This is a genomic window from Shewanella sp. GXUN23E (assembly GCF_050865035.1).
Lineage (GTDB): Bacteria > Pseudomonadota > Gammaproteobacteria > Enterobacterales > Shewanellaceae > Shewanella.
The window spans coordinates 132,951-151,760 of the sequence record NZ_JBOZWP010000002.1 but is presented as its reverse complement, the minus strand read 5'-3'; the positions used below and the strand labels follow the sequence as shown (position 1 = coordinate 151,760).

Genomic DNA, 18,810 nt, shown 5'->3' with positions numbered 1-18,810 from the left:
AAGCGTGACTTTCTGACATACACTGATGGCCTTTATCGTCCCGTCAATGATAGTCGGGGCAGGTGACAAGTGGGATCTATAGGAAAACTGCTCATGAAATATATCGAGGTTGATGAGGAGCTGTATCGCTACATTGCCAGTAAAACCGAACGCATTGGCGAAAGTGCCTCGGATATTCTGCGTCGTTTATTGGGGATGACAGTTGCTCAGGCCAATATCGAAGTGCCGGCAGATATCAGCCATCCCGGCAAGGAAGTCAACGTCAGTGTCAGTGCTGAGGCCATCCCTCAATCCACTCAAACTGTAGTATTCAATGAACTGGTGAATGAGGCCCAGATGGAAGCGCAAAAAGGCGCTGTAGGCCGATTCCTGTTTATTCTTGAAAGCCTTTATCTGGCGACCGGTCGTCAATTTGACAGGGTATTGCAGGTTCAGGGGCGGGATCGTCTGTATTTTGCGACCTCCAAAGATGCTTTGCTGCAGGCCAGTCAATCAGCCAATCCAAAAGAAATTGGCAACAGCGGATTCTGGGTGACTACCAACAATAACACTGCCAAGAAGCGCACTATCCTGACCGAAGTGCTGGAACAGTTTGGTGCAACTGCCACTGAGGCTGCTCAGTTGGCTCAGCGTGTATAAGTGCAACGGAGCGAGCTTTGGCCATTCACAAGCGAGCAGGCAAACCTGCCCAACAATCTGATTTGACCAACATTCCAAAACTCATCAGTCACTATTTCCGACTGGTGCCTGATATGACACAGGCCGCGCAGCGAGTGAGTTTTGGCACCTCAGGCCACAGAGGCTGTGCATTTGATGCCAGTTTCAATGAGTCGCATATCATCGCCATTACCCAGGCGGTGGTGGATTTTCGCCGTCAGCAAGGCATCAATGGCCCGCTGCTGCTGGGCATGGACACCCATGCACTGTCGCAGGCGGCTTATATCACTGCGATGGAAGTGCTGGTTGCCAATCAAATCAAGGTGATCGCCCAGCTTGATGATGCCTTTGTGCCAACGCCTGTGGTCAGCCAGTATCTGGTGGCAGCCAACAGAGGAAAGGTGCAGGACGATCCATCCCGTATCGATGGTCTGATCATCACCCCTTCCCACAATCCTCCCAAGGATGGCGGTATTAAATATAACCCGCCCCATGGTGGCCCGGCTGAAGGCGAGATTACTGCCTGGATTGAGCAGCGTGCCAATGATTACCTCAGCGCGCAGCTTGAAGGGGTAAAAAGGGTTAATATTGCCGTTGCACTGACCACTGGTCTTATTGAGCACAGAGAGCTGTACCAGCCTTATATTGAATCGCTGGCGCAGGTGATCGACATGCAGGCCATTGCCGATGCCAATATCCGCATTGGCGTAGACCCTCTGGGCGGCTCCGGCATTTACTACTGGGATAAAATTGCCGCGCATTACGGGCTGAACATCACAGTGGTTAACGACAGAGTCGACCCGGCATTTGGTTTTATGCCGCTGGATAAGGACGGCAAGATCCGTATGGACTGTTCATCGCCTTATGCCATGGCAGGTTTGCTTGAACACCAGCAGCAGTTTGATCTGTGTCTGGGCAATGACCCTGATTTCGACCGTCACGGTATCGTCTGCCCAACGACCGACGAGGTGGCAGGCGGTCTGATGAACCCCAATCATTTCCTGGCCGTGGCGATTGACTATCTGATCACCCACAGGCCACAGTGGTCAAGTGATCTGGCTATCGGCAAGACGCTGGTTTCCAGTGCCATGATTGACCGTATCTGTGCTTTCCATCAGCGCACTTTGATGGAAGTGCCGGTGGGCTTTAAGTGGTTTGTGGATGGTCTTGCCAATCAGAGTATTGCCTTTGGTGGTGAGGAAAGTGCGGGCGCGGCGTTTTTGCAGCGTGACGGTCAGACCTGGTGTACCGATAAAGACGGTTTCATTTTGTGTTTGCTGGCGGCGGAAATTCTGGCGGTGACCGGCAAATCTCCGGCCTGGCATTATCAGCGTCTGACGGCGCAGTTTGGCAATGCCTTTTACGCGCGTATCGACAGTCCCATCAGTGCTGCGAAAAAAGCCCGTTTCAGTAAGTTAACCGCAGAATCCCTGCAGGCGGAGTTGTTGGCCGGCGACCCTGTCACTGCCAAATTGACCCATGCTCCGGGTAATGGCGCAGCTATCGGCGGGATCAAAGTCACCACAGAAAATGGCTGGTTTGCGGCGCGTCCGTCCGGCACCGAGCCCTTGTTTAAGCTCTATGCCGAGAGTTTTGTCGGCGAAACTCATCTGAAACAACTGCTGGCAGATGCCAGAGTGATGATCGATGAGGCGCTCAAGGCCTGAACCTTGGAATTGTGACGGTTTGAGACAAGGCGATTTCGCCAGTCAGAATGAAAATGCCCTCATAATGAGGGCATTTTTGTTGCTCAAATCTGATATATCCGCACTCTCAGTCACAAATCGGCCGCAAATCAGCCATAAAACAGATGGCAGGTGGGCAGATTGTTCTTGTCCAGATAATTCTGATGATATTCCTCGGCCGGATGGAAGGTTTGCAGCGGTACAATTTCCGTCACTATATGCCTTTGTCCCCAACGGCCTGAGCGCATCAGCGCCAGTTTGGATGCCTGTGCCTGTTGTTTTTGCTGTGCGTCATGAAAAAACACCACGGAACGATATTGAGTCCCCATGTCTCCACCCTGTTGATTGAGTGAAGTGGGGTTGTGGTTTTGCCAGAATACCGTCAGCAACTCATCAAAACTGACCACTGACTCATCGAAGGTCACCTGAACCACTTCGGCGTGACCCGTGACGCCGGTTTTTACGCTTTGATAATCGGTATATTTGTCATTGCCGCCCATATATCCACATACTGCATCTGTGACTCCGGGAACCTGACGGAAGAAGTATTCCACACCCCAAAAACAGCCTGCGCCGAACGTTGCCTGTGCCATCTCATTTGTCCTGATCTGATTGATTATTGTTGTTTGGCCATCCAGATGGCTTAATATCAATGAGCGTACCGATTTTTGCAAGTGAATTGTTAATTTCGATCGTATTGGTCGATTAAACAAATGCTAAGCTGCTGACTTTCAGTTGAAAAATCTGTGTTACTATGGGAGCGCAGCAGATGTGCTGCGATGGGATCCAACAACAATAGAAGGAGCTGTGGATGCTGAAGACGTTAATGAATTCCAAGGATTTTTTAGCCCTGACCCTGTCGCATCCCGAAGGATTTGCGGGCCCCGAAGCCATGGTGCTGGGGGATCACACCCGGGTAGAGATCCTCGATACCGGTATTCTGTTGTTTGAGCCGCTCTCGCCCGGCAATAAGGACATAGTCCTGTCATCCGGCGTCCACGGTAACGAAACCGCGCCAATCGAATTGTGTAATGGCCTTATCCGCCGGCTGCTTAATCAGGAAATCCGCGCCAGACACAGAGTCCTGTTTCTGTTTGGCAACCCGCCAGCCATGTTCAATGGTACCCGGATAGTGGATGAGAATCTTAACCGGCTGTTCAGTGGTGAGCATTCCCGTGGGCCGGGCTTGTGTAATCCGGAGCGTATCCGCGCCAAACAACTGGAAACCGTGGTGGATGCATTTTTCAGTGCTGAGCCCTCGGGAGAGCCCGAGGCGAGACAACGCATTCATTATGATCTGCATACCGCTATTCGTGGCGCCAAACACGAAAAGTTTGCCATTTACCCCTATCGCCACGGTCGTCCGTACAGCAAAGCCCAGCTGCAGTTTCTGGATGCGGCGGGGGTGAATTGCGTGCTGTTCCATCACGAGCCGACCACGACTTTCTCCTACTTCTCAGCCAACGGCTATGGCGCCGATGCTTTTACCATTGAACTGGGTAAAGTGTTCCCTATGGGCCAGAATGATATGACCCGCTTTATTGCGATGGATCAGATGCTGACCGCGCTGATCGCCGACAAACCGCTGGATCTGCCGGAGTATGATCCCAAACGCCTGCATCTGTATCGGGTCAGCCGGTCAATAGTGAAACAGCATGAAGACTTCAAGTTCACCTTTGCCAACGATATGGAAAATTTCACCAGTTTTGGCAAAGGTGTGGTGTTGGCCAAAGATGGCGGCCAGGATGTTGTGGTGCAGGAAGAGCGGGAGACAGTGGTATTCCCCAATGCCAAAGTCCCTGTGGGTCAACGCACTTTGCTGTGTCTGGTTCCTGAGCCAGAGCCCCTTGTGCTGTAAAGCATTTTATACATGGCAGGTCAGGGTAGCTTGTGGTTTGCCAAAGTGTAAAAGTTGCTAGCTAGTTTACGTTAACGTAATGTTCTCGCTGCGTATTGAAATACTCACAGAGTAAGTCGGGAAGGGGAGAATTTCCCGCTTACTCAGGATAATAAAGAGCAAATTATGAGCAACGCACAACCCAAAGACAGTCACCTGGCCGTGGTACATCGTGTCAATTTTATTGAAGGTAAATCGCTGTCTATACCTACCCTTAAGATACTTCAGGCTGACGGAACGACCTACGACGGCGCTATTGAGCCGATTATCGACAAGCAACTTGCTTTGAAAATTTATGATACCTGTGTTTTTACTCGGGTATTGGATGAACGTATGCTTGGCGCACAGCGTCAGGGACGGATCAGTTTTTATATGACCTGTACCGGTGAAGAAGCTGCTGTGGTCGGCAGCGCCGCTGCGCTGGATCCACAGGACATCATACTGGCGCAGTATCGCGAGCATGCCGCGCTGCGCTACCGGGGATTTTCCACCACTCAGTTCATGAATCAGATGTTCAGCAATGAGCTGGATTTGGGTAAGGGCAGACAGATGCCCATCCATTACGGCAGTGCTGAACTGCACTACCAGACGATATCCTCACCACTGGCAACCCAAATCCCTCAGGCAACCGGCGTCGGTTACAGCCTGAAAATGCAAGGCAAGCGCAATGTTGCCATCTGCTATTTCGGTGAAGGCGCAGCATCGGAAGGAGACTTCCATGCCGGCTTGAATATGGCGGCAGTACACAAGGTGCCGACTATTTTCTTCTGTCGTAACAATGGATACGCCATTTCTACGCCCACCGAAGAGCAGTTTGCCGGTGACGGGATTGCCAGTCGCGGCATAGGCTACGGCATTCATACCCTGAGGGTGGATGGCAACGATATGCTGGCTGTATTGGCAGCCACTCAGCAGGCGCGGGCCTATGCCATTGAGCATCAGGCGCCTGTGCTGATAGAAGCCATGACCTATCGTTTGGGCGCTCATTCCTCCTCGGACGATCCGTCCGGTTATCGCTCCAAGGATGAAGAGGCCAAGTGGCGCGAGCACGATCCTGTGCAGCGCTTCAAGCTCTGGCTCATCAACAAAGGTTGGCTCAACGACAGTGATGACAAAGCTCTGTATGAACGCTATCGCGAAGAAGTGCTGGCGGCAGTGAAGGTGGCTGAAAAGCTGCCGGTGCCTTCCATAGACCATCTGATTGAAGATGTGCTCGATGAGCCAACACCAGCGCTTAAACAACAACTGGCCGATCTCAAGGCTCACATTCGCAAGTATCCAAAGGCTTACCCAAAGACGTCAGGGAGAGATTGATTTATGGCAAAAATGAATATGTTGCAGGCCATCAATGAGGCCCTGACGATTGCCATGGAAGCCGACGAGCGCATGCTGGTATTCGGTGAAGATGTGGGCCATTTTGGTGGGGTGTTTCGCGCCACCTCAGGACTGCAGGATAAATTTGGTAAGGCCAGATGTTTCAACACGCCATTGACTGAGCAGGGGATTGCCGGTTTTGCCAATGGGCTGGCCTCCAACGGTATGACGGCCGTGGCCGAGATCCAGTTCGCCGATTACATTTTCCCGGCGTTTGATCAGATAGTGAATGAGTCAGCCAAGTTCCGCTATCGCAGCGGTAACGAGTTCAATGTCGGTGGCTTGACCTTCCGCACGCCGTACGGTGGTGGCATAGCCGGCGGTCACTATCACTCGCAGTCGCCGGAAGCTTATTTCACCGGCACGCCCGGCCTGAAAGTGGTGGTGCCGCGCAATCCCCAGCAGGCCAAAGGCCTGTTGCTGGCCGCGATTCGCGATCCAAACCCTGTGGTGTTCTTTGAGCCCAAGCGTTTATATCGGGCCAGTGTCGGCGAAGTGCCGGAAGGCGACTATCAGCTGGAGCTGGGCAAGGCTGACGTGGTTCGCGAAGGCAGCGACATCACTTTGCTTGGCTGGGGCGCGCAGATGGAGATCCTGGAGCAGGCTGCTGACATGGCGGCCAAGGACAATATCTCCTGCGAAGTGATTGACCTGCGTACTCTGGCCCCCTGGGATGTGGATACCGTGGCCGAGTCGGTGCGTAAAACCGGTCGCTTGCTGGTAAACCATGAAGCGCCTCTGACAGGTGGCTTTGCCGGTGAAATTGCGGCCACCATTCAGCAGGAGTGTTTCCTGTATCTGGAGGCGCCAATCGCTCGGGTGTGCGGCCTGGATACGCCCTATCCACTGTGTCACGAAAAAGAATACATGCCTGATGCGCTGAAAACCTATGAAGCCATCAAAGCGACCATGACTTACTAGGAGTGCCGGCGATGATTAAAGATTTTATTTTGCCGGACATCGGCGAAGGTGTGGTGGAGTGTGAACTGGTCGATTGGCTGGTTAAAGAAGGCGATGTGGTGGCAGAAGATCAGCCCATTGCCGATGTGATGACCGACAAGGCGCTGGTGCAGATCCCGGCACCATTCAGTGGCCGCATTACCAAACTCTATTATGCCAAAGGCGAGATAGCCAAGGTGCATGCGCCGCTTTACAGCATAGATGTTGCGACCGGCGACGCTGAGATTGCTCAGGCGCCAGTTGTTGACGCTATGCCGTCACAGCCTGTTAAGGCGCCAGCCAGTACCGCAGCTTTTGTGGTGGAAGACTTCCTGCTGCCGGATATCGGTGAAGGCATTGTTGAGTGTGAGCTGGTTGAGTGGCTGGTCAGTGAAGGTGATTTTGTCGTGGAAGATCAGCCCATAGCCGATGTCATGACAGACAAGGCGCTGGTGCAGATCCCGGCCATCAAGGCCGGCAAAATTGTTAAACTGCATTATCGTAAAGGCCAGCTTGCCCAGGTACATGCGCCGCTGTTTGCCATTGAGGTGGCGGTAGACACCAGTGCCCAACCGATATCAGGTGAGCTGGATGCAAAGGAGCCATCGGTTACGGCCAACTGTGATATCGCACCGTCGCGACGGCCCGGTAAGGCGCTGGCCAGTCCGGCGGTACGTCGCTTGGCACGCAGCCACGATCTGGATTTAAGTCTGGTGGCTGGTTCCGGCAAAAATGGCCGGGTTTACAAGGAAGATGTGCAGCGTTACCTCAGTGGTGAAAAACCGGCAGTGGTGCAGGCTCAGAAAGTTCAGCATACTGCGCCAGTCGCTCAGGTTGCCATGGCGGCCGTTGCCGGGGACAGAGTTGAGCCCATTCGCGGCGTGCAGGCGGTAATGGCCCGAGCCATGCAGGAGTCGGTATCTACTATTCCGCACTTTACTTACTGTGAAGAGCTGGATATCACCGAGCTGATGGCACTGCGGGAGCAGATGAAGGCTAAATATGGCACGGAGGAGTTGAAAATCACTCTGATGCCTTTCTTTATGAAAGCCATGTCGCTGGCACTGACCGAGTTTCCTGTACTCAACAGCCAGGTGAATGGCGATTGCACCGAGCTGACCTACAAAGCCAGCCATAACATAGGTATGGCGGTCGACTCCAAGGTGGGTTTGCTGGTGCCCAATGTCAAAGCCGTACAGGCCAAGTCGATTCTGGATATTGCTGCTGAGATCACCCGCCTGACCAAAGACGCCCGCAGCGGTCGGGTTCAACCGGCAGATTTGAAAGGTGGCACTATTTCTATCTCCAACATAGGCGCGTTGGGTGGCACAGTGGCAACGCCTATCATCAATAAGCCCGAGGTGGCGATAGTGGCCCTGGGTAAGGTGCAGTTACTGCCGCGATTTGACGCCAGCGGCGAAGTGCAGGGCAGGCAGATTATGCAGGTGAGCTGGTCCGGGGATCACAGAGTGATAGACGGTGGCACCATCGCCCGCTTCTGCAACCTGTGGAAACAATATCTGGAGTCGCCGGCCGATATGTTGATGGCAATGCGTTGACAGACAGACGGCCAATAAAAGAGCACTCAGGTGCTCTTTTTTATTGCGTCTTCGCCTGCTAACTTGCTGTTTGCACTGAAACTTGATGACGGTAGTTTGCACATTAGCGGGAACAGGTTAAAGATCACAGAATTGTGAGCCGCCGGGGAATTGCGTATAATGCGCGAACGATTTGATCCTTTTGCGTTTTTACTATGGAAAGCCAGGTTCCCGTTTATACCCCAGTTGAATATCCATTCCCGCCCAAGCCAGCTGTCTTGAGTGACGAGCAAAAGGCGCAATACAAAGCCCGCATCAAAACCCTGCTTGAGCAGAAAGATGCCGTATTGGTGGCCCACTACTATACCGATCCTGAAATTCAGGCGCTGGCCGAAGAAACCGGTGGCTGCGTGTCGGACTCGCTGGAAATGGCCCGATTTGGCCGTGACCATCCCGCCAAAACGTTGATTGTCGCCGGCGTTAAGTTTATGGGCGAGACCGCCAAGATCTTAAGTCCCGAGAAAACTGTGCTGATGCCGACCCTGGAAGCGACCTGCTCACTGGATGTGGGTTGTCCTATCGACGAGTTCAGCAAGTTCTGTGACGCGCACCCTGATCACACAGTGGTGGTGTATGCCAATACCTCTGCGGCTGTTAAAGCCCGTGCCGACTGGGTGGTGACCTCCAGTATTGCGCTGGAGATCGTCGAGCATCTGGACAGCGAAGGCAAAAAGATTATCTGGGGACCGGACAGGCACCTGGGCAGCTATATTGCCAAGCAAACCGGCGCCGAGATGCTGTTGTGGCAGGGCGAGTGTATCGTTCACGATGAGTTCAAGGCCAAGGCGCTGCGGGAGCTTAAGGCGCAGTATCCCAATGCCGCGGTGCTGGTACATCCTGAATCTCCGGCCAGTGTGGTGGAGATGGCGGATGCGGTCGGCTCTACTTCACAGCTGATCAAAGCCGCACAGACCATGGATAACGATACCTTTATCGTCGCCACTGACAGAGGCATCTTCTATAAGATGCAGCAGGCTGCGCCGGGTAAAACCCTGATTGAAGCGCCAACCGGCGGTAATGGTGCTACCTGTCGCAGCTGCGCTCATTGCCCCTGGATGGCAATGAATGGGTTAAAGGCGATTGAGTCTGCGCTGTCTGACTGTGACAGCGGCCTACACGAGATTTTTGTGGACGAAGAGCTGCGTAAGCAAGCCCTGATCCCGCTGGATCGCATGCTCAGTTTCGCAGCAACCCTGAATATGCAGGTCAAAGGCAACGCCTGAACAACTCGTCTTGTGACTATGGAACCCGCTGAATGCGGGTTCTTTTTTCCCCATATTGCAAAGATTTACAGCAGTTGGCCGGGGATTTGTTCAAACCGCGCGCAGACGCGCCAGGTTATTGTTTTTTCCCTTGATTAGACAGGCGCTTTTGCGTAAAGTAGCGCTCCGTTAACCGGCGGCCAGAGGCTGGCGGAATAACGACAAAACGGTGAAGTGTCCGAGTGGCTGAAGGAGCACGCCTGGAAAGTGTGTATACGGCAACGTATCGAGAGTTCGAATCTCTCCTTCACCGCCAGATTTTGTTATCTGCAATGTGGGTAACGTCCTTCGCAAGAAGGCGACGACAGTCGTAAAACAGACAATTGGTGAGGTGTCCGAGTGGCCGAAGGAGCACGCCTGGAAAGTGTGTATACGGAAACGTATCGAGGGTTCGACTCCCTCCCTCACCGCCAAATATTGCAGTCACGCTGACTGCCCAGCCAATGACCTTAGGTCAGCCGGATAGTGATTCGGTGGCAACAAACAGATTGGGTGAAGTGTCCGAGTGGCCGAAGGAGCACGCCTGGAAAGTGTGTATACGGAAACGTATCGAGGGTTCGACTCCCTCCTTCACCGCCAATTCTCTGGTTTGCAAAGTAAGTTCAACTTATTCGCAAAGCTGAAATCTGCCGGCAGCATGTTGGCAGCGACCATCAAACCGTCGTAAAACCACAATTTGGTGAGGTGTCCGAGTGGCCGAAGGAGCACGCCTGGAAAGTGTGTATACGGAAACGTATCGAGGGTTCGACTCCCTCCCTCACCGCCACATTCGCAAAAGCCCGGTCTGATGACCGGGCTTTTTGCGTTTATCCGCTGTTGCAATGCGGTTCTCCGTTTGCCACTGATGATGTGAATACTCTGTTTCTTTTTAACAATCAATCAATTTGACGATATTTTCTGCCCGGTGAATAATCGCGCTGCTGGTTAATTGGAGGTGGTATGTTGGTATCCAGGAGCAGGGGATTCACCCTCATTGAGCTTGTTGTCGTCATCATTATTCTCGGGATCCTGGCTGTGGTTGCGGTCCCCAAATTTATCAACATGCAGGATGATGCGCATGAGGCGAGGATTTTAAGTCAATTTGCGGCTTTCGAATCTGCGGTGAAGCTTTATCACAGTGGTTGGCTGGCGGGGGGGCATACTGGTGCGGTTGAAGATCTGAAAGGATTTGGAGATGGCAATCTGGACTCAACTGTGACTGGTTGGCCCTACGCGGTTTCCGGTGCAGACACTCCGCTATTTAACGCCTGTGGTGAACTGTGGCACGCGCTGACTGACACTGACATTACCAACGATGCTGTTGTTGATGAGGACCTGGCGACGACGGATATCGACGTGGCATATACCTATACTAGCGGCCCGCCAAGAATATGTATCTACCGTATGGTTCATCATATTCAACAGGAAAAGACCACCAAGGTAATGAATTACAATATGGATACCGGTGACGTCGAAGTCGTGGATGCCTTCTATAACAAGGACGGGACTTCCGGAACTCCCAGGAATTAAAAAACGCCCGCGAAAGCGGGCGTTTTGCTTTTCAGCGTGTCACCTTGCCAGGTAACAGCCTGTCGGCTTAGAGCAAAGGTGAGAACCAATAGAAGAACTGCTCGGCAAAGCGCTTGTGAAATTTACGTTTGTTCCAGCTGTCGGCGTCAATGACGACTGAATCCTGCAGATAGCTTTGCTGCAGGGCGATAAGCGATTGCGTAAAGGCTTCATTTTCCACGGCAAGCGTCACTTCGAAATTCAGCCACAAACTGCGCATATCCAGATTGACTGTGCCTATCAGGCTGTGACGGTTGTCGATGACCACAGACTTGGTGTGCAACAGGCCGCCGCGGAAGCGGTGCAGTTTCACGCCGGCGCGCAGCAGTTCGCCAAAGAAAGAGCGGCTGGCCCATTCCACCATCAGCGAATCGTTACGATCGGGAATAATAATATTCACATCAACGCCACGCTGGGCCGCGGAAATCAAGGCAAACATCAGATTTTCACTGGGCACAAAATAGGGCGTGGTGATGGTGATTTTTTCCCGCGCCTGATAAATGCTTTGCAGCAACACCTGCTGAATGATGGCTTCCGGCATGCCTGGCCCCGAGGGGATCACCTGCACCAGATCGCGAATGGAATGCTGGGTGTGGGCATCCAGCACAGGTGGTGGCGGCAGTTGCCGCTCCGAGGTTTCTGCTTCCCAGTCCCACGCCTGAATGCTGCCAAGCACAGGCACGTTGGCGCCAGTGAGGCGCACCATCACATCAATCCACTGACCAACCCCGGCGTTTTGCTTGAAGAAGGCCGGGTCCACCAGGTTCATCGAGCCGGTGTAGGCGATTTGATTGTCGATCACCACAATTTTACGGTGCAGCCGCAAATCGATGCGCTGGAACAAAATACGGAAGGGCGATACCGGCAACGCAGCAGAAACTCTGATCCCTTCTGCCTCCAGTGTCTTTGGCCAGTGACTTTTGAAAAACGTGCGGCTGCCTGCGCTGTCCAGCAGAATGCGGATCGTCACGCCGCGCCGGGCAGCGTCAATCAGCGCATTGGCGGCTTTGTCTGCCCAGCCACCCGGATGCCAGATATAAAACTCCATATGAATACTGTCGGTGGCAGTTTCAATATCCCGGATCAGACTGGAGAAGATACTGTCGGTGGTGCTGAGCAGCGCCAGCTGGTTGTCCGCCAGTGCCGGAATACCCATGCGCTGCTCGCACAGTGCCGTAATCGCCGCGCTGTAGCGGCTTAAGGACGCGGGTTGATATTGGCGCCATTGGTGCAGACGCTTAAACCACTGGGAATAGGGCTCGAACATTGCTCTGGCCCGGGCAGCGCGCTGGCGGCCGAGATTCAGCTCACCAAACATCAGATAAGCCACAACGCCACCCACAGGTACCACGAAGATCACCATCATCCAGGCCAGAGATACCCCTATGGCCCGGCGCTTGGTGATGATACGTAACGTGATGGCGGCAGTGGTCGTCCAGTAAAGGGAAATACCTGCCAATGTCAGCAGGTGAACGACTTTTTCCATGAAAACGAGTCTTCAAAACCATGAAAGAAAAACCATTATAATCACAAATCTGCCCGGTTCTGCTATCTTGGTGCGCTGTTGTTTTCCCTTTGCCCCATGAAATCCCGACTAAAATGAAAAAAACGGTCTCAGCCATCTTCGCTATTTTGACACTGACAGGAATTATCGGCCTGAGCTGGATATTCGAACGATACCCGGCCGGCGTGACCAGCAGCATTGTGGATCCGGATTTTCATTCCGGTTGCCGCTTCAATCCATCAAGCGTGCCTCTTGATAAAGAAGGAACGCTGTCGGTGGCCGTGTGGAACATCTATAAACAGCAGAATAAAGGCTGGCAAACCGAGCTTGAAGGGCTGGTGGATTCCAGTCAGCTGGTATTGTTGCAGGAGGCCAGCCTCACTGAGCCCCTGAAAGCCTATTTTGCAGACCACTCAGCCCATGTCGCGATGGTGCGGGCCTTTACCGGCTTTGATGTCGCCAACGGTGTGATGGACGTGGCCAGTGTCGCGCCGCTTGAAGTCTGCGGTCAGCTTACTGCCGAGCCGCTCATTCGTTTGCCCAAGTCGGCTTTGGTGGCTACATATCCTTTGTCTGATGGCAGCAGTTTGCTTGTGGTCAATCTGCATGGCGTCAACTTCAGCTGGGGCCTGGAAACTTACCGGCAGCAATTGCGTCTGGCGTTTGAAGACGTTGACGCGCATCAGGGACCTGTGATTGTCGGTGGCGATTTCAATACCTGGCGTGGCGAGCGTACCCGGTTGGTAAAAGACTGGATGAACGACCTGGGTATGAAGGAAGTCAAATATCATCAGGATGGCCGCAGTCAAGTGTTTGGCATGCCGCTGGATCATCTGTTTTACCGGGGACTGACGCTGGAGCAGGCCACTGCCTGGCCGACAGATGCCTCGGATCATAATCCCATTCAGGCCCGCTTTCGCCTGCAGTGATGCAGGCATGTTCTGTCGAAAGCCGGGCGCAATCAAACCCGTACTTTGTTAAACAAACACTTTCTACGAGCTGTGTGTGCTGACAACACGACGTAGCGCATCGTGCGGTCGATTTAAGCCGGCTTTGGATAACCGGGCCGGTGCGGCCCGATATATCAGTCAATCGCCATCAGGGTGCGGTACTCATCCCAGGCATATTGGTCTGTCATGCCACTGATATAATCTTGCAGCAGGCGACATCTGTGATAAAACTCCAATGCGTCGCAAAAGCAGCCATTGTCTTTGGCTTCCTGCAAGGCCTTTTCATAGGTTGCTCTGTGTTTGCGTGGCAGCTTGTGATACAGCCTTGAGGCCACCAGCGGTTTCTTGCCATCGCCACTGAGCTTGGAAAACTCATCTGCGGTTAAGTTAAGCAAGGGGCGGTAAGCATCCAGCAGCCCGGTGATGACCTTGTAGCCTTTCAGTTCCATGCGCTCCACTTCTTTGTGATTAAACACATGGCGAATCGCCACCAGTTTGAGGGTTTGGGTAATGGCATGGGCGCGGCTGTTATCCTCCAGCAGCGCCTGATTGAAACAGCCATGATACACAGCGTCAATGTTGTCGATGAAGCGTTTGGCGGCGTGTTTCACCAAAGGATGAATAAGCCTGGCCCGCAGAAAGGTAAAAAACTGACTGACGTGGTTGATGCCCTGACGCTGTGCGGATTGTCGGGCATAGTCGATGGCAGCCGGCAGTTTGCCGTCATCCGCCAGCCCCCATTGCTGCAGCAATTGACTATGCTGAGACAGCAGCAGGCTTTCCAGCTCATCCAGTGTCAGAATGTCCTTTTCCACTGCATCTTCAATATCAGCCAGACAATAAGAGATATCATCAGCCGCTTCCATAATGTAAGTCAGCGGATGTCTGTGCCCCGGGGTAATATCCAGTGCGCGGCAAAGGCGATCCACATACCCCTGCTCACTGAAATACCAGCCAGGTTTCTTTTGCAAATAGCTCAGCGGCGCATCGGCAGGTGGTTTCAGTGATGTGGCCGGACGGGTGTACTTCATCACGATAGCAGCCTGACTCCAGCTGAGATTCAGCTCCAGCAGGTTTTGCAGCAGGCGTATGGCCTGAGCATTGCCTTCAAACTGGCAGATATCCCGCAGCAGTTCGGCGCGGGAGGGCAGGCTTGGTTGCTGATGTTCAGGAAAGCGCGCAGGAATGTGGCTACTGAACCAGTCATTGATGGCTGCCTCACCGAAATGGCCGAAGGGCGGGTTACCCATGTCGTGCATCAGACAGCCCATTTCCACCAGAGATTGCATCGCCTGCTCCAATCCGGTTAAGCCCCATTGCTGCAACTGCTGATCAGATAGTGACTCGAAGATGGTCTGTACAATAAACCGTCCGGTTTGCTGCACTTCCAGCGAGTGAGTCAGGCGGCTGCGCACCGCGGCATTACGTTCCAGCGGGAATACCTGCGTCTTTTGCTGCAGGCGACGAATGGCCGCACTGTTGATGATACGCCCCCGATCACTTTCAAACTGGCGCTGCAATGCGCGGCCATCCAGTTGCCTGGCTTCTCCCCAGGGCCGATTGGCCGTCATTTTGGTGCGGAAATCTATCATCTGATCACCTTGTGAAGTCATTACACCTGCGTCTGGCCAAGTGTAACAAAGCATGTGCAGCCGGCTGCAAAAACGCCTTTGTTGTGATTAACTTGGGTCAACAATCTGCACCAAGAATAACAACAGAAGAAAGGAATTCCTATGTTAACCAAACCTTTGTCTCTAGCTGTCATGCTGGCATTGGGTGTTGTCTCACTGAGTGCCTGCCAGACCCATTCCTCAGTCAGTGCCCAGGCTCTGCCATCAGCTCAGGTTGAGCAGCAGGCATTCAGCGCGTACAAGCAGGCGTTTATCGATGCGCTGTGGCAATTGTCACCCACCTGGGCACTGTATTCAGGCTACCATGCCTATGACGGCATTCTCGAAGTGCCGGATGCCGCCAGTCGCGCCAACACCCTGGCATTTGTTGAGACTCAGCTGGCACTGTTGAAGGTGTTTGATTTGAATGCGCTGAGCGCCAATGAGGTGACGGATTACCGGCTGATTGAGAATTTGCTGACCAATATGGCGTGGCAGATAAACCGTTTCAAAGAGTGGCAGTGGGATCCGTCCGGTTATAACGTAGCCGGTGGCTTTGCCCAGATCATCAATGAAGACTTTGCGCCGCTGGATCAGCGATTGCGTTCAATAATTGCCCGGCTTGAAAATGTGCCCGCCTATTATCAAGCCGCGCGGGCCAATATCGACAATCCCACCCTTGAACATACTCAGTTGGCGGTGATGCAGAACAAAGGCGCGTTTTCCGTGCTGTCACCGGCATTGGCTCAAAAGGTCAAAGACTCAGGGTTGAGCGACGCTGAAAAAGCGCTGTTCAACGAGCGCTTTGATGCGGCGATAGCCGCAATTAATGACCATATCGCCTGGCTGGAAGCCTTGCAGGCTAAATTGGAAACTCAGGGGGCCCGCGATTTCCGCATTGGTGAAACCCTGTATGAAGAGAAGTTTGCCATGGACATTCAGTCCGGTATGAGCGCCAAAGCCCTGTATAACAAAGCCATGGCAGACAAAGTCGCTGTTCAGGCGGAAATGGCGAAAATCACCCGTACCCTATGGTCCAAATACTTTACCGAGCCTACGCCAGCGGATGAAAAAGTGGCGATCAGGCAGCTTATCGATCACCTGTCGGTGCGGCATGTGAAGCGCGATGATTTCGTTACTGAGGTGCGCCGTCAAATCCCTGAGCTGGAAGCCTTTGTTATCGACAGGCAACTGATCACCCTGGATCCCAACAAGCCTTTGGTGGTGCGGGAAACCCCGGCATATATGCGCGGTTTTGCCGGTGCGTCCATCAGTGCGCCCGGTCCCTACGATAAGGGCGGCAATACTTATTACAATGTGACGCCGCTCGATGGCATGAGCGATGAGCAGGCCGAAAGCTATCTGCGTGAATATAACCACTGGATTTTGCAAATCCTCAATATTCACGAGGCGATCCCCGGCCACTATACCCAGCTGGTGTATTCCAACGAGTCCCCCAGCATGATCAAGAGTCTGTTTGGTAATGGTGCCATGGTGGAGGGGTGGGCTGTGTATACCGAGCGGATGATGCTGGAGGAGGGCTATGGCAACTTCGAGCCTGAGCTGTGGCTTATGTATTATAAGTGGAACCTCAGGGTGATCTGCAACACCATCCTGGATTATTCGATTCAGGTGCTGGGCATGGATGAGCAGCAGGCCATTCAACTGTTGACTGAAGAAGCATTTCAGCAGCAGGCGGAAGCAGAAGGCAAGTGGCGCCGGGCAACCTTAAGCCAGGTGCAGCTGACCAGCTATTATGCCGGATACCGCGAAATCTATGATTTCCGCGAAGAGTACAAAGGCGTTAAAGGCGAGGAGTTCGATTTGCGAAACTTCCATGAGACCTTCCTCAGTTTCGGCAGCTCGCCGGTGAAATATGTGCGTGAGCTGATGCTGGTTGACTAACTCATTGGCTAAGTCTATATCAGGGGCTTTGGCCCCTTGTTTGTATGCTTTGCTGATGACAGGGAATTAATTCCCAATATGGTTTAAGGGGTTGGGATTATGGTTTATGCTTAGCGCCATTAAATCCCGACACGCAAAGGATGTGAGTATGCGTATTACTGCCAATTTTGATGGTGGCAACATTCAGGTATTGAGCCTGGAGAATAAAGATGACATTCAACTGGCAATTCGCCCTGACGAAGGCGGCGAATTCTTCCAGTGGTTTAACTTCCGCTTTCAGGGACAGGTAGGCAATCAGTATTGTCTCAACATCACCAATGCCGGTCAGGCATCTTACACCAAAGGCTGGGAAGGCTATCAGGCGGTGGCCAGTTACGATCGCCAGACCTGGTTCCGTTTGCCAACCCGTTATGAAAACGGCGTACTGAGCATTGAGTTGGTGCTGGATTGCGACAGCATTCAAATTGCTTACTTTGCGCCTTACAGCTATGAGCGTCATCAGGATCTGCTGGCTGCGGTGCAGATGCATCCTGAAGTGACGCTGGAACATCTGGGTCTGACTCTGGATGGCCGCGACATGACGCTGGTGAAAGTCGGCGATGGCGATGAGAGCAAGAAAAATATCTGGATCACTGCCCGTCAGCATCCGGGCGAAACCATGGCGGAGTGGTTGATTGAAGGCCTGATCTATCAGTTGCTGGATACGGAAAATCCGACCTCCAAGGCGCTGCTGGATAAAGCCAATTTTTATATCGTGCCCAATATGAACCCGGACGGCAGCGCCCGTGGTCATTTGCGTACCAATGCCGTTGGGGTAAACCTCAACCGCGAGTGGCTTACCCCGAGCGCCGAGAAAAGCCCGGAAGTGTTGTATGTCACCCAAAAGATGAAAGCAACCGGCGTGGATCTGTTCTACGACGTGCACGGTGACGAAGGTCTGCCTTACGTGTTCCTGGCTGGCTGTGAAGGCGTGCCGGCCTGGGATGAGCGACTGGCGTCGCTGCAGAGCGATTTCGTCAGCGCCCTGACGCTCGCCAGCGCCGATTTCCAGAGCCAGTATGGCTACGATAAAGATGAACCGGGCAAGGCCAATCTGACTATTGCCTCCAACTGGGTGGCGCAGACGTTCCAGTGCCTGTCCAATACCCTGGAGATGCCGTTTAAAGACAATGACAATCTGCCGGATCCCTTTGCCGGTTGGTCGCCTGAGCGCAGTGCCTATCTGGGTGAAGCATCATTGATCGCCATGTTGGCCGTGGTCGATAAGCTGAGATAAGGAGCGGGCATGGCACTGATTGAATGTCCCGTTTGCAGTAAACGGATTTCCAGCGTGGCCAAGGAGTGTCAGCACTGCCACGCCAAACTCGATGGCAATCTGGAGTCAATGCAGCGTATCAGTCATATCAAACGCTCCCAGAATCTGATGAATCAGAGTTTCCTGGCCATGACACTGTTTATCGCCGGCATGGTGATCTGGTTCTGGGGCGGCGAGCCTGCCGAAGGCACCCGGGCGATCATCGCCGGCATCTGTTTTGTGGTTGGTTTTGTCGGTTATTTAATCTGTCGGGTGCAGATGGTACTGCATAAAAGGAAGAGCGTATGACGGATATCAACAAGGTTATCGATGATATGCCCGCCGAAGTCTATGACAGGCTGGTAGCGGCAGTCGAAACCGGTAAGTGGGAGGATGGCACGCCTTTGACCCAGGAGCAGCGTGACTCAACCCTGCAGGTAGTGATGCTGTATCAGGCCAGGCGGCTGGATCAGCATGATCACTTTACCATCGCCGCCGGTGGTGAATTGAATCAACTGTCCAAGGCACAGCTGAAAAAGCAGTTCAAAGGTGAAACTATCGCCCAGTTCAATCAGGATGAACTCTGA

16 protein-coding genes and 4 tRNA genes are annotated in these 18,810 nt (G+C 53.1%); 17 read left to right on the top strand and 3 right to left on the bottom strand.

The genetic code is table 11. The features are described from left to right. Positions 1–93 precede the first annotated feature (93 nt). Together seqA and pgm are read left to right on the top strand one after the other, a co-directional pair. The gene (seqA, locus tag ACRRUX_RS02845; RefSeq protein ID WP_432526987.1) at positions 94–639 is read left to right on the top strand and encodes a replication initiation negative regulator SeqA; all 546 of its coding nucleotides are present in this window, start codon (positions 94–96) and stop codon (positions 637–639) included. Positions 640–656: 17 nt separating this feature from the next. Beyond that, complete coding sequence (gene pgm / locus ACRRUX_RS02840; protein ID WP_432526985.1) at positions 657–2,324, top strand: phosphoglucomutase (alpha-D-glucose-1,6-bisphosphate-dependent); 1,668 nt, start codon at positions 657–659, stop codon at positions 2,322–2,324. Positions 2,325–2,452: 128 nt separating this feature from the next. On the opposite strand, the gene msrA is transcribed toward pgm, so the two are convergent. Further along, a complete protein-coding gene (gene msrA / locus ACRRUX_RS02835; RefSeq protein ID WP_432526983.1) occupies positions 2,453–2,935 on the bottom strand; it encodes a peptide-methionine (S)-S-oxide reductase MsrA in 483 nt (160 codons plus the stop codon). A 218-nt stretch (positions 2,936–3,153) separates the two neighbouring features. Between msrA and astE the strand changes: the two genes are divergently transcribed. The 10 genes from astE to ACRRUX_RS02785 all read left to right on the top strand — a co-directional run bounded on the left by astE (position 3,154) and on the right by ACRRUX_RS02785 (position 10,921). Further along, positions 3,154–4,200 carry a succinylglutamate desuccinylase gene (gene astE, locus ACRRUX_RS02830; RefSeq protein ID WP_432526981.1) on the top strand — a complete coding sequence of 349 codons (1,047 nt, stop codon included), beginning with the start codon at positions 3,154–3,156 and terminating at the stop codon, positions 4,198–4,200. Between the two features lie 165 nt (positions 4,201–4,365). Then, the gene (locus ACRRUX_RS02825; RefSeq protein ID WP_432526979.1) at positions 4,366–5,553 is read left to right on the top strand and encodes a thiamine pyrophosphate-dependent dehydrogenase E1 component subunit alpha; all 1,188 of its coding nucleotides are present in this window, start codon (positions 4,366–4,368) and stop codon (positions 5,551–5,553) included. Between the two features lie 3 nt (positions 5,554–5,556). After that, the gene (locus tag ACRRUX_RS02820; RefSeq protein WP_432526977.1) at positions 5,557–6,534 is read left to right on the top strand and encodes an alpha-ketoacid dehydrogenase subunit beta; all 978 of its coding nucleotides are present in this window, start codon (positions 5,557–5,559) and stop codon (positions 6,532–6,534) included. An 11-nt stretch (positions 6,535–6,545) separates the two neighbouring features. Next, positions 6,546–8,111 carry a dihydrolipoyllysine-residue acetyltransferase gene (locus ACRRUX_RS02815; protein ID WP_432526975.1) on the top strand — a complete coding sequence of 522 codons (1,566 nt, stop codon included), beginning with the start codon at positions 6,546–6,548 and terminating at the stop codon, positions 8,109–8,111. 194 nt (positions 8,112–8,305) lie between these two features. Then, positions 8,306–9,373 carry a quinolinate synthase NadA gene (nadA, locus tag ACRRUX_RS02810; RefSeq protein WP_432526973.1) on the top strand — a complete coding sequence of 356 codons (1,068 nt, stop codon included), beginning with the start codon at positions 8,306–8,308 and terminating at the stop codon, positions 9,371–9,373. Positions 9,374–9,580: 207 nt separating this feature from the next. After that, positions 9,581–9,668 (top strand) — tRNA-Ser (locus ACRRUX_RS02805). Positions 9,669–9,737: 69 nt separating this feature from the next. Then, positions 9,738–9,825: transfer RNA gene (locus ACRRUX_RS02800), tRNA-Ser, on the top strand. A gap of 78 nt (positions 9,826–9,903) precedes the next feature. Beyond that, positions 9,904–9,991 (top strand) — tRNA-Ser (locus ACRRUX_RS02795). A gap of 99 nt (positions 9,992–10,090) precedes the next feature. Continuing rightward, a tRNA-Ser gene (locus ACRRUX_RS02790) sits at positions 10,091–10,178 on the top strand. Between the two features lie 173 nt (positions 10,179–10,351). After that, the gene (locus ACRRUX_RS02785) at positions 10,352–10,921 is read left to right on the top strand and encodes a type II secretion system protein (RefSeq protein ID WP_432526971.1); all 570 of its coding nucleotides are present in this window, start codon (positions 10,352–10,354) and stop codon (positions 10,919–10,921) included. 67 nt (positions 10,922–10,988) lie between these two features. On the opposite strand, the gene cls is transcribed toward ACRRUX_RS02785, so the two are convergent. Then, positions 10,989–12,446, bottom strand: a complete 1,458-nt coding sequence (cls, locus tag ACRRUX_RS02780) for a cardiolipin synthase (protein ID WP_432526969.1) — start codon at positions 12,444–12,446, stop codon at positions 10,989–10,991. Between the two features lie 113 nt (positions 12,447–12,559). On the opposite strand from cls, the gene ACRRUX_RS02775 reads away from it, so the two are divergent. Then, the gene (locus tag ACRRUX_RS02775; protein WP_432526967.1) at positions 12,560–13,393 is read left to right on the top strand and encodes an endonuclease/exonuclease/phosphatase family protein; all 834 of its coding nucleotides are present in this window, start codon (positions 12,560–12,562) and stop codon (positions 13,391–13,393) included. A gap of 155 nt (positions 13,394–13,548) precedes the next feature. On the opposite strand, the gene dgt is transcribed toward ACRRUX_RS02775, so the two are convergent. Next, a complete protein-coding gene (gene dgt / locus ACRRUX_RS02770) occupies positions 13,549–15,006 on the bottom strand; it encodes a dGTPase (protein WP_432527313.1) in 1,458 nt (485 codons plus the stop codon). Between the two features lie 141 nt (positions 15,007–15,147). Between dgt and ACRRUX_RS02765 the strand changes: the two genes are divergently transcribed. The 4 genes from ACRRUX_RS02765 to ACRRUX_RS02750 all read left to right on the top strand — a co-directional run bounded on the left by ACRRUX_RS02765 (position 15,148) and on the right by ACRRUX_RS02750 (position 18,810). Next, positions 15,148–16,929, top strand: a complete 1,782-nt coding sequence (locus ACRRUX_RS02765) for a DUF885 domain-containing protein (RefSeq protein WP_432526965.1) — start codon at positions 15,148–15,150, stop codon at positions 16,927–16,929. Positions 16,930–17,077: 148 nt separating this feature from the next. After that, positions 17,078–18,205, top strand: a complete 1,128-nt coding sequence (locus ACRRUX_RS02760) for a M14 family metallopeptidase (protein WP_432526963.1) — start codon at positions 17,078–17,080, stop codon at positions 18,203–18,205. A 9-nt stretch (positions 18,206–18,214) separates the two neighbouring features. Then, a complete protein-coding gene (locus ACRRUX_RS02755; protein ID WP_432526961.1) occupies positions 18,215–18,532 on the top strand; it encodes a zinc ribbon domain-containing protein in 318 nt (105 codons plus the stop codon). Beyond that, a complete protein-coding gene (locus ACRRUX_RS02750; protein ID WP_432526959.1) occupies positions 18,529–18,810 on the top strand; it encodes a YeaC family protein in 282 nt (93 codons plus the stop codon). Before ACRRUX_RS02755 ends, ACRRUX_RS02750 begins: the two co-directional genes overlap by 4 nt.

Coding starts and splice junctions, on each gene's coding strand:
- dgt (WP_432527313.1), bottom strand. CDS start 15,006: ATGATAGATTTCCGCACCAAAATGACGGCCAATCGGCCCTGGGGAGAA.
- astE (WP_432526981.1), top strand. CDS start 3,154: ATGCTGAAGACGTTAATGAATTCCAAGGATTTTTTAGCCCTGACCCTG.
- ACRRUX_RS02750 (WP_432526959.1), top strand. CDS start 18,529: ATGACGGATATCAACAAGGTTATCGATGATATGCCCGCCGAAGTCTAT.
- ACRRUX_RS02825 (WP_432526979.1), top strand. CDS start 4,366: ATGAGCAACGCACAACCCAAAGACAGTCACCTGGCCGTGGTACATCGT.
- msrA (WP_432526983.1), bottom strand. CDS start 2,935: ATGGCACAGGCAACGTTCGGCGCAGGCTGTTTTTGGGGTGTGGAATAC.
- seqA (WP_432526987.1), top strand. CDS start 94: ATGAAATATATCGAGGTTGATGAGGAGCTGTATCGCTACATTGCCAGT.
- ACRRUX_RS02785 (WP_432526971.1), top strand. CDS start 10,352: ATGTTGGTATCCAGGAGCAGGGGATTCACCCTCATTGAGCTTGTTGTC.
- ACRRUX_RS02775 (WP_432526967.1), top strand. CDS start 12,560: ATGAAAAAAACGGTCTCAGCCATCTTCGCTATTTTGACACTGACAGGA.
- ACRRUX_RS02820 (WP_432526977.1), top strand. CDS start 5,557: ATGGCAAAAATGAATATGTTGCAGGCCATCAATGAGGCCCTGACGATT.
- cls (WP_432526969.1), bottom strand. CDS start 12,446: ATGGAAAAAGTCGTTCACCTGCTGACATTGGCAGGTATTTCCCTTTAC.
- ACRRUX_RS02815 (WP_432526975.1), top strand. CDS start 6,546: ATGATTAAAGATTTTATTTTGCCGGACATCGGCGAAGGTGTGGTGGAG.
- ACRRUX_RS02765 (WP_432526965.1), top strand. CDS start 15,148: ATGTTAACCAAACCTTTGTCTCTAGCTGTCATGCTGGCATTGGGTGTT.
- ACRRUX_RS02755 (WP_432526961.1), top strand. CDS start 18,215: ATGGCACTGATTGAATGTCCCGTTTGCAGTAAACGGATTTCCAGCGTG.
- nadA (WP_432526973.1), top strand. CDS start 8,306: ATGGAAAGCCAGGTTCCCGTTTATACCCCAGTTGAATATCCATTCCCG.
- ACRRUX_RS02760 (WP_432526963.1), top strand. CDS start 17,078: ATGCGTATTACTGCCAATTTTGATGGTGGCAACATTCAGGTATTGAGC.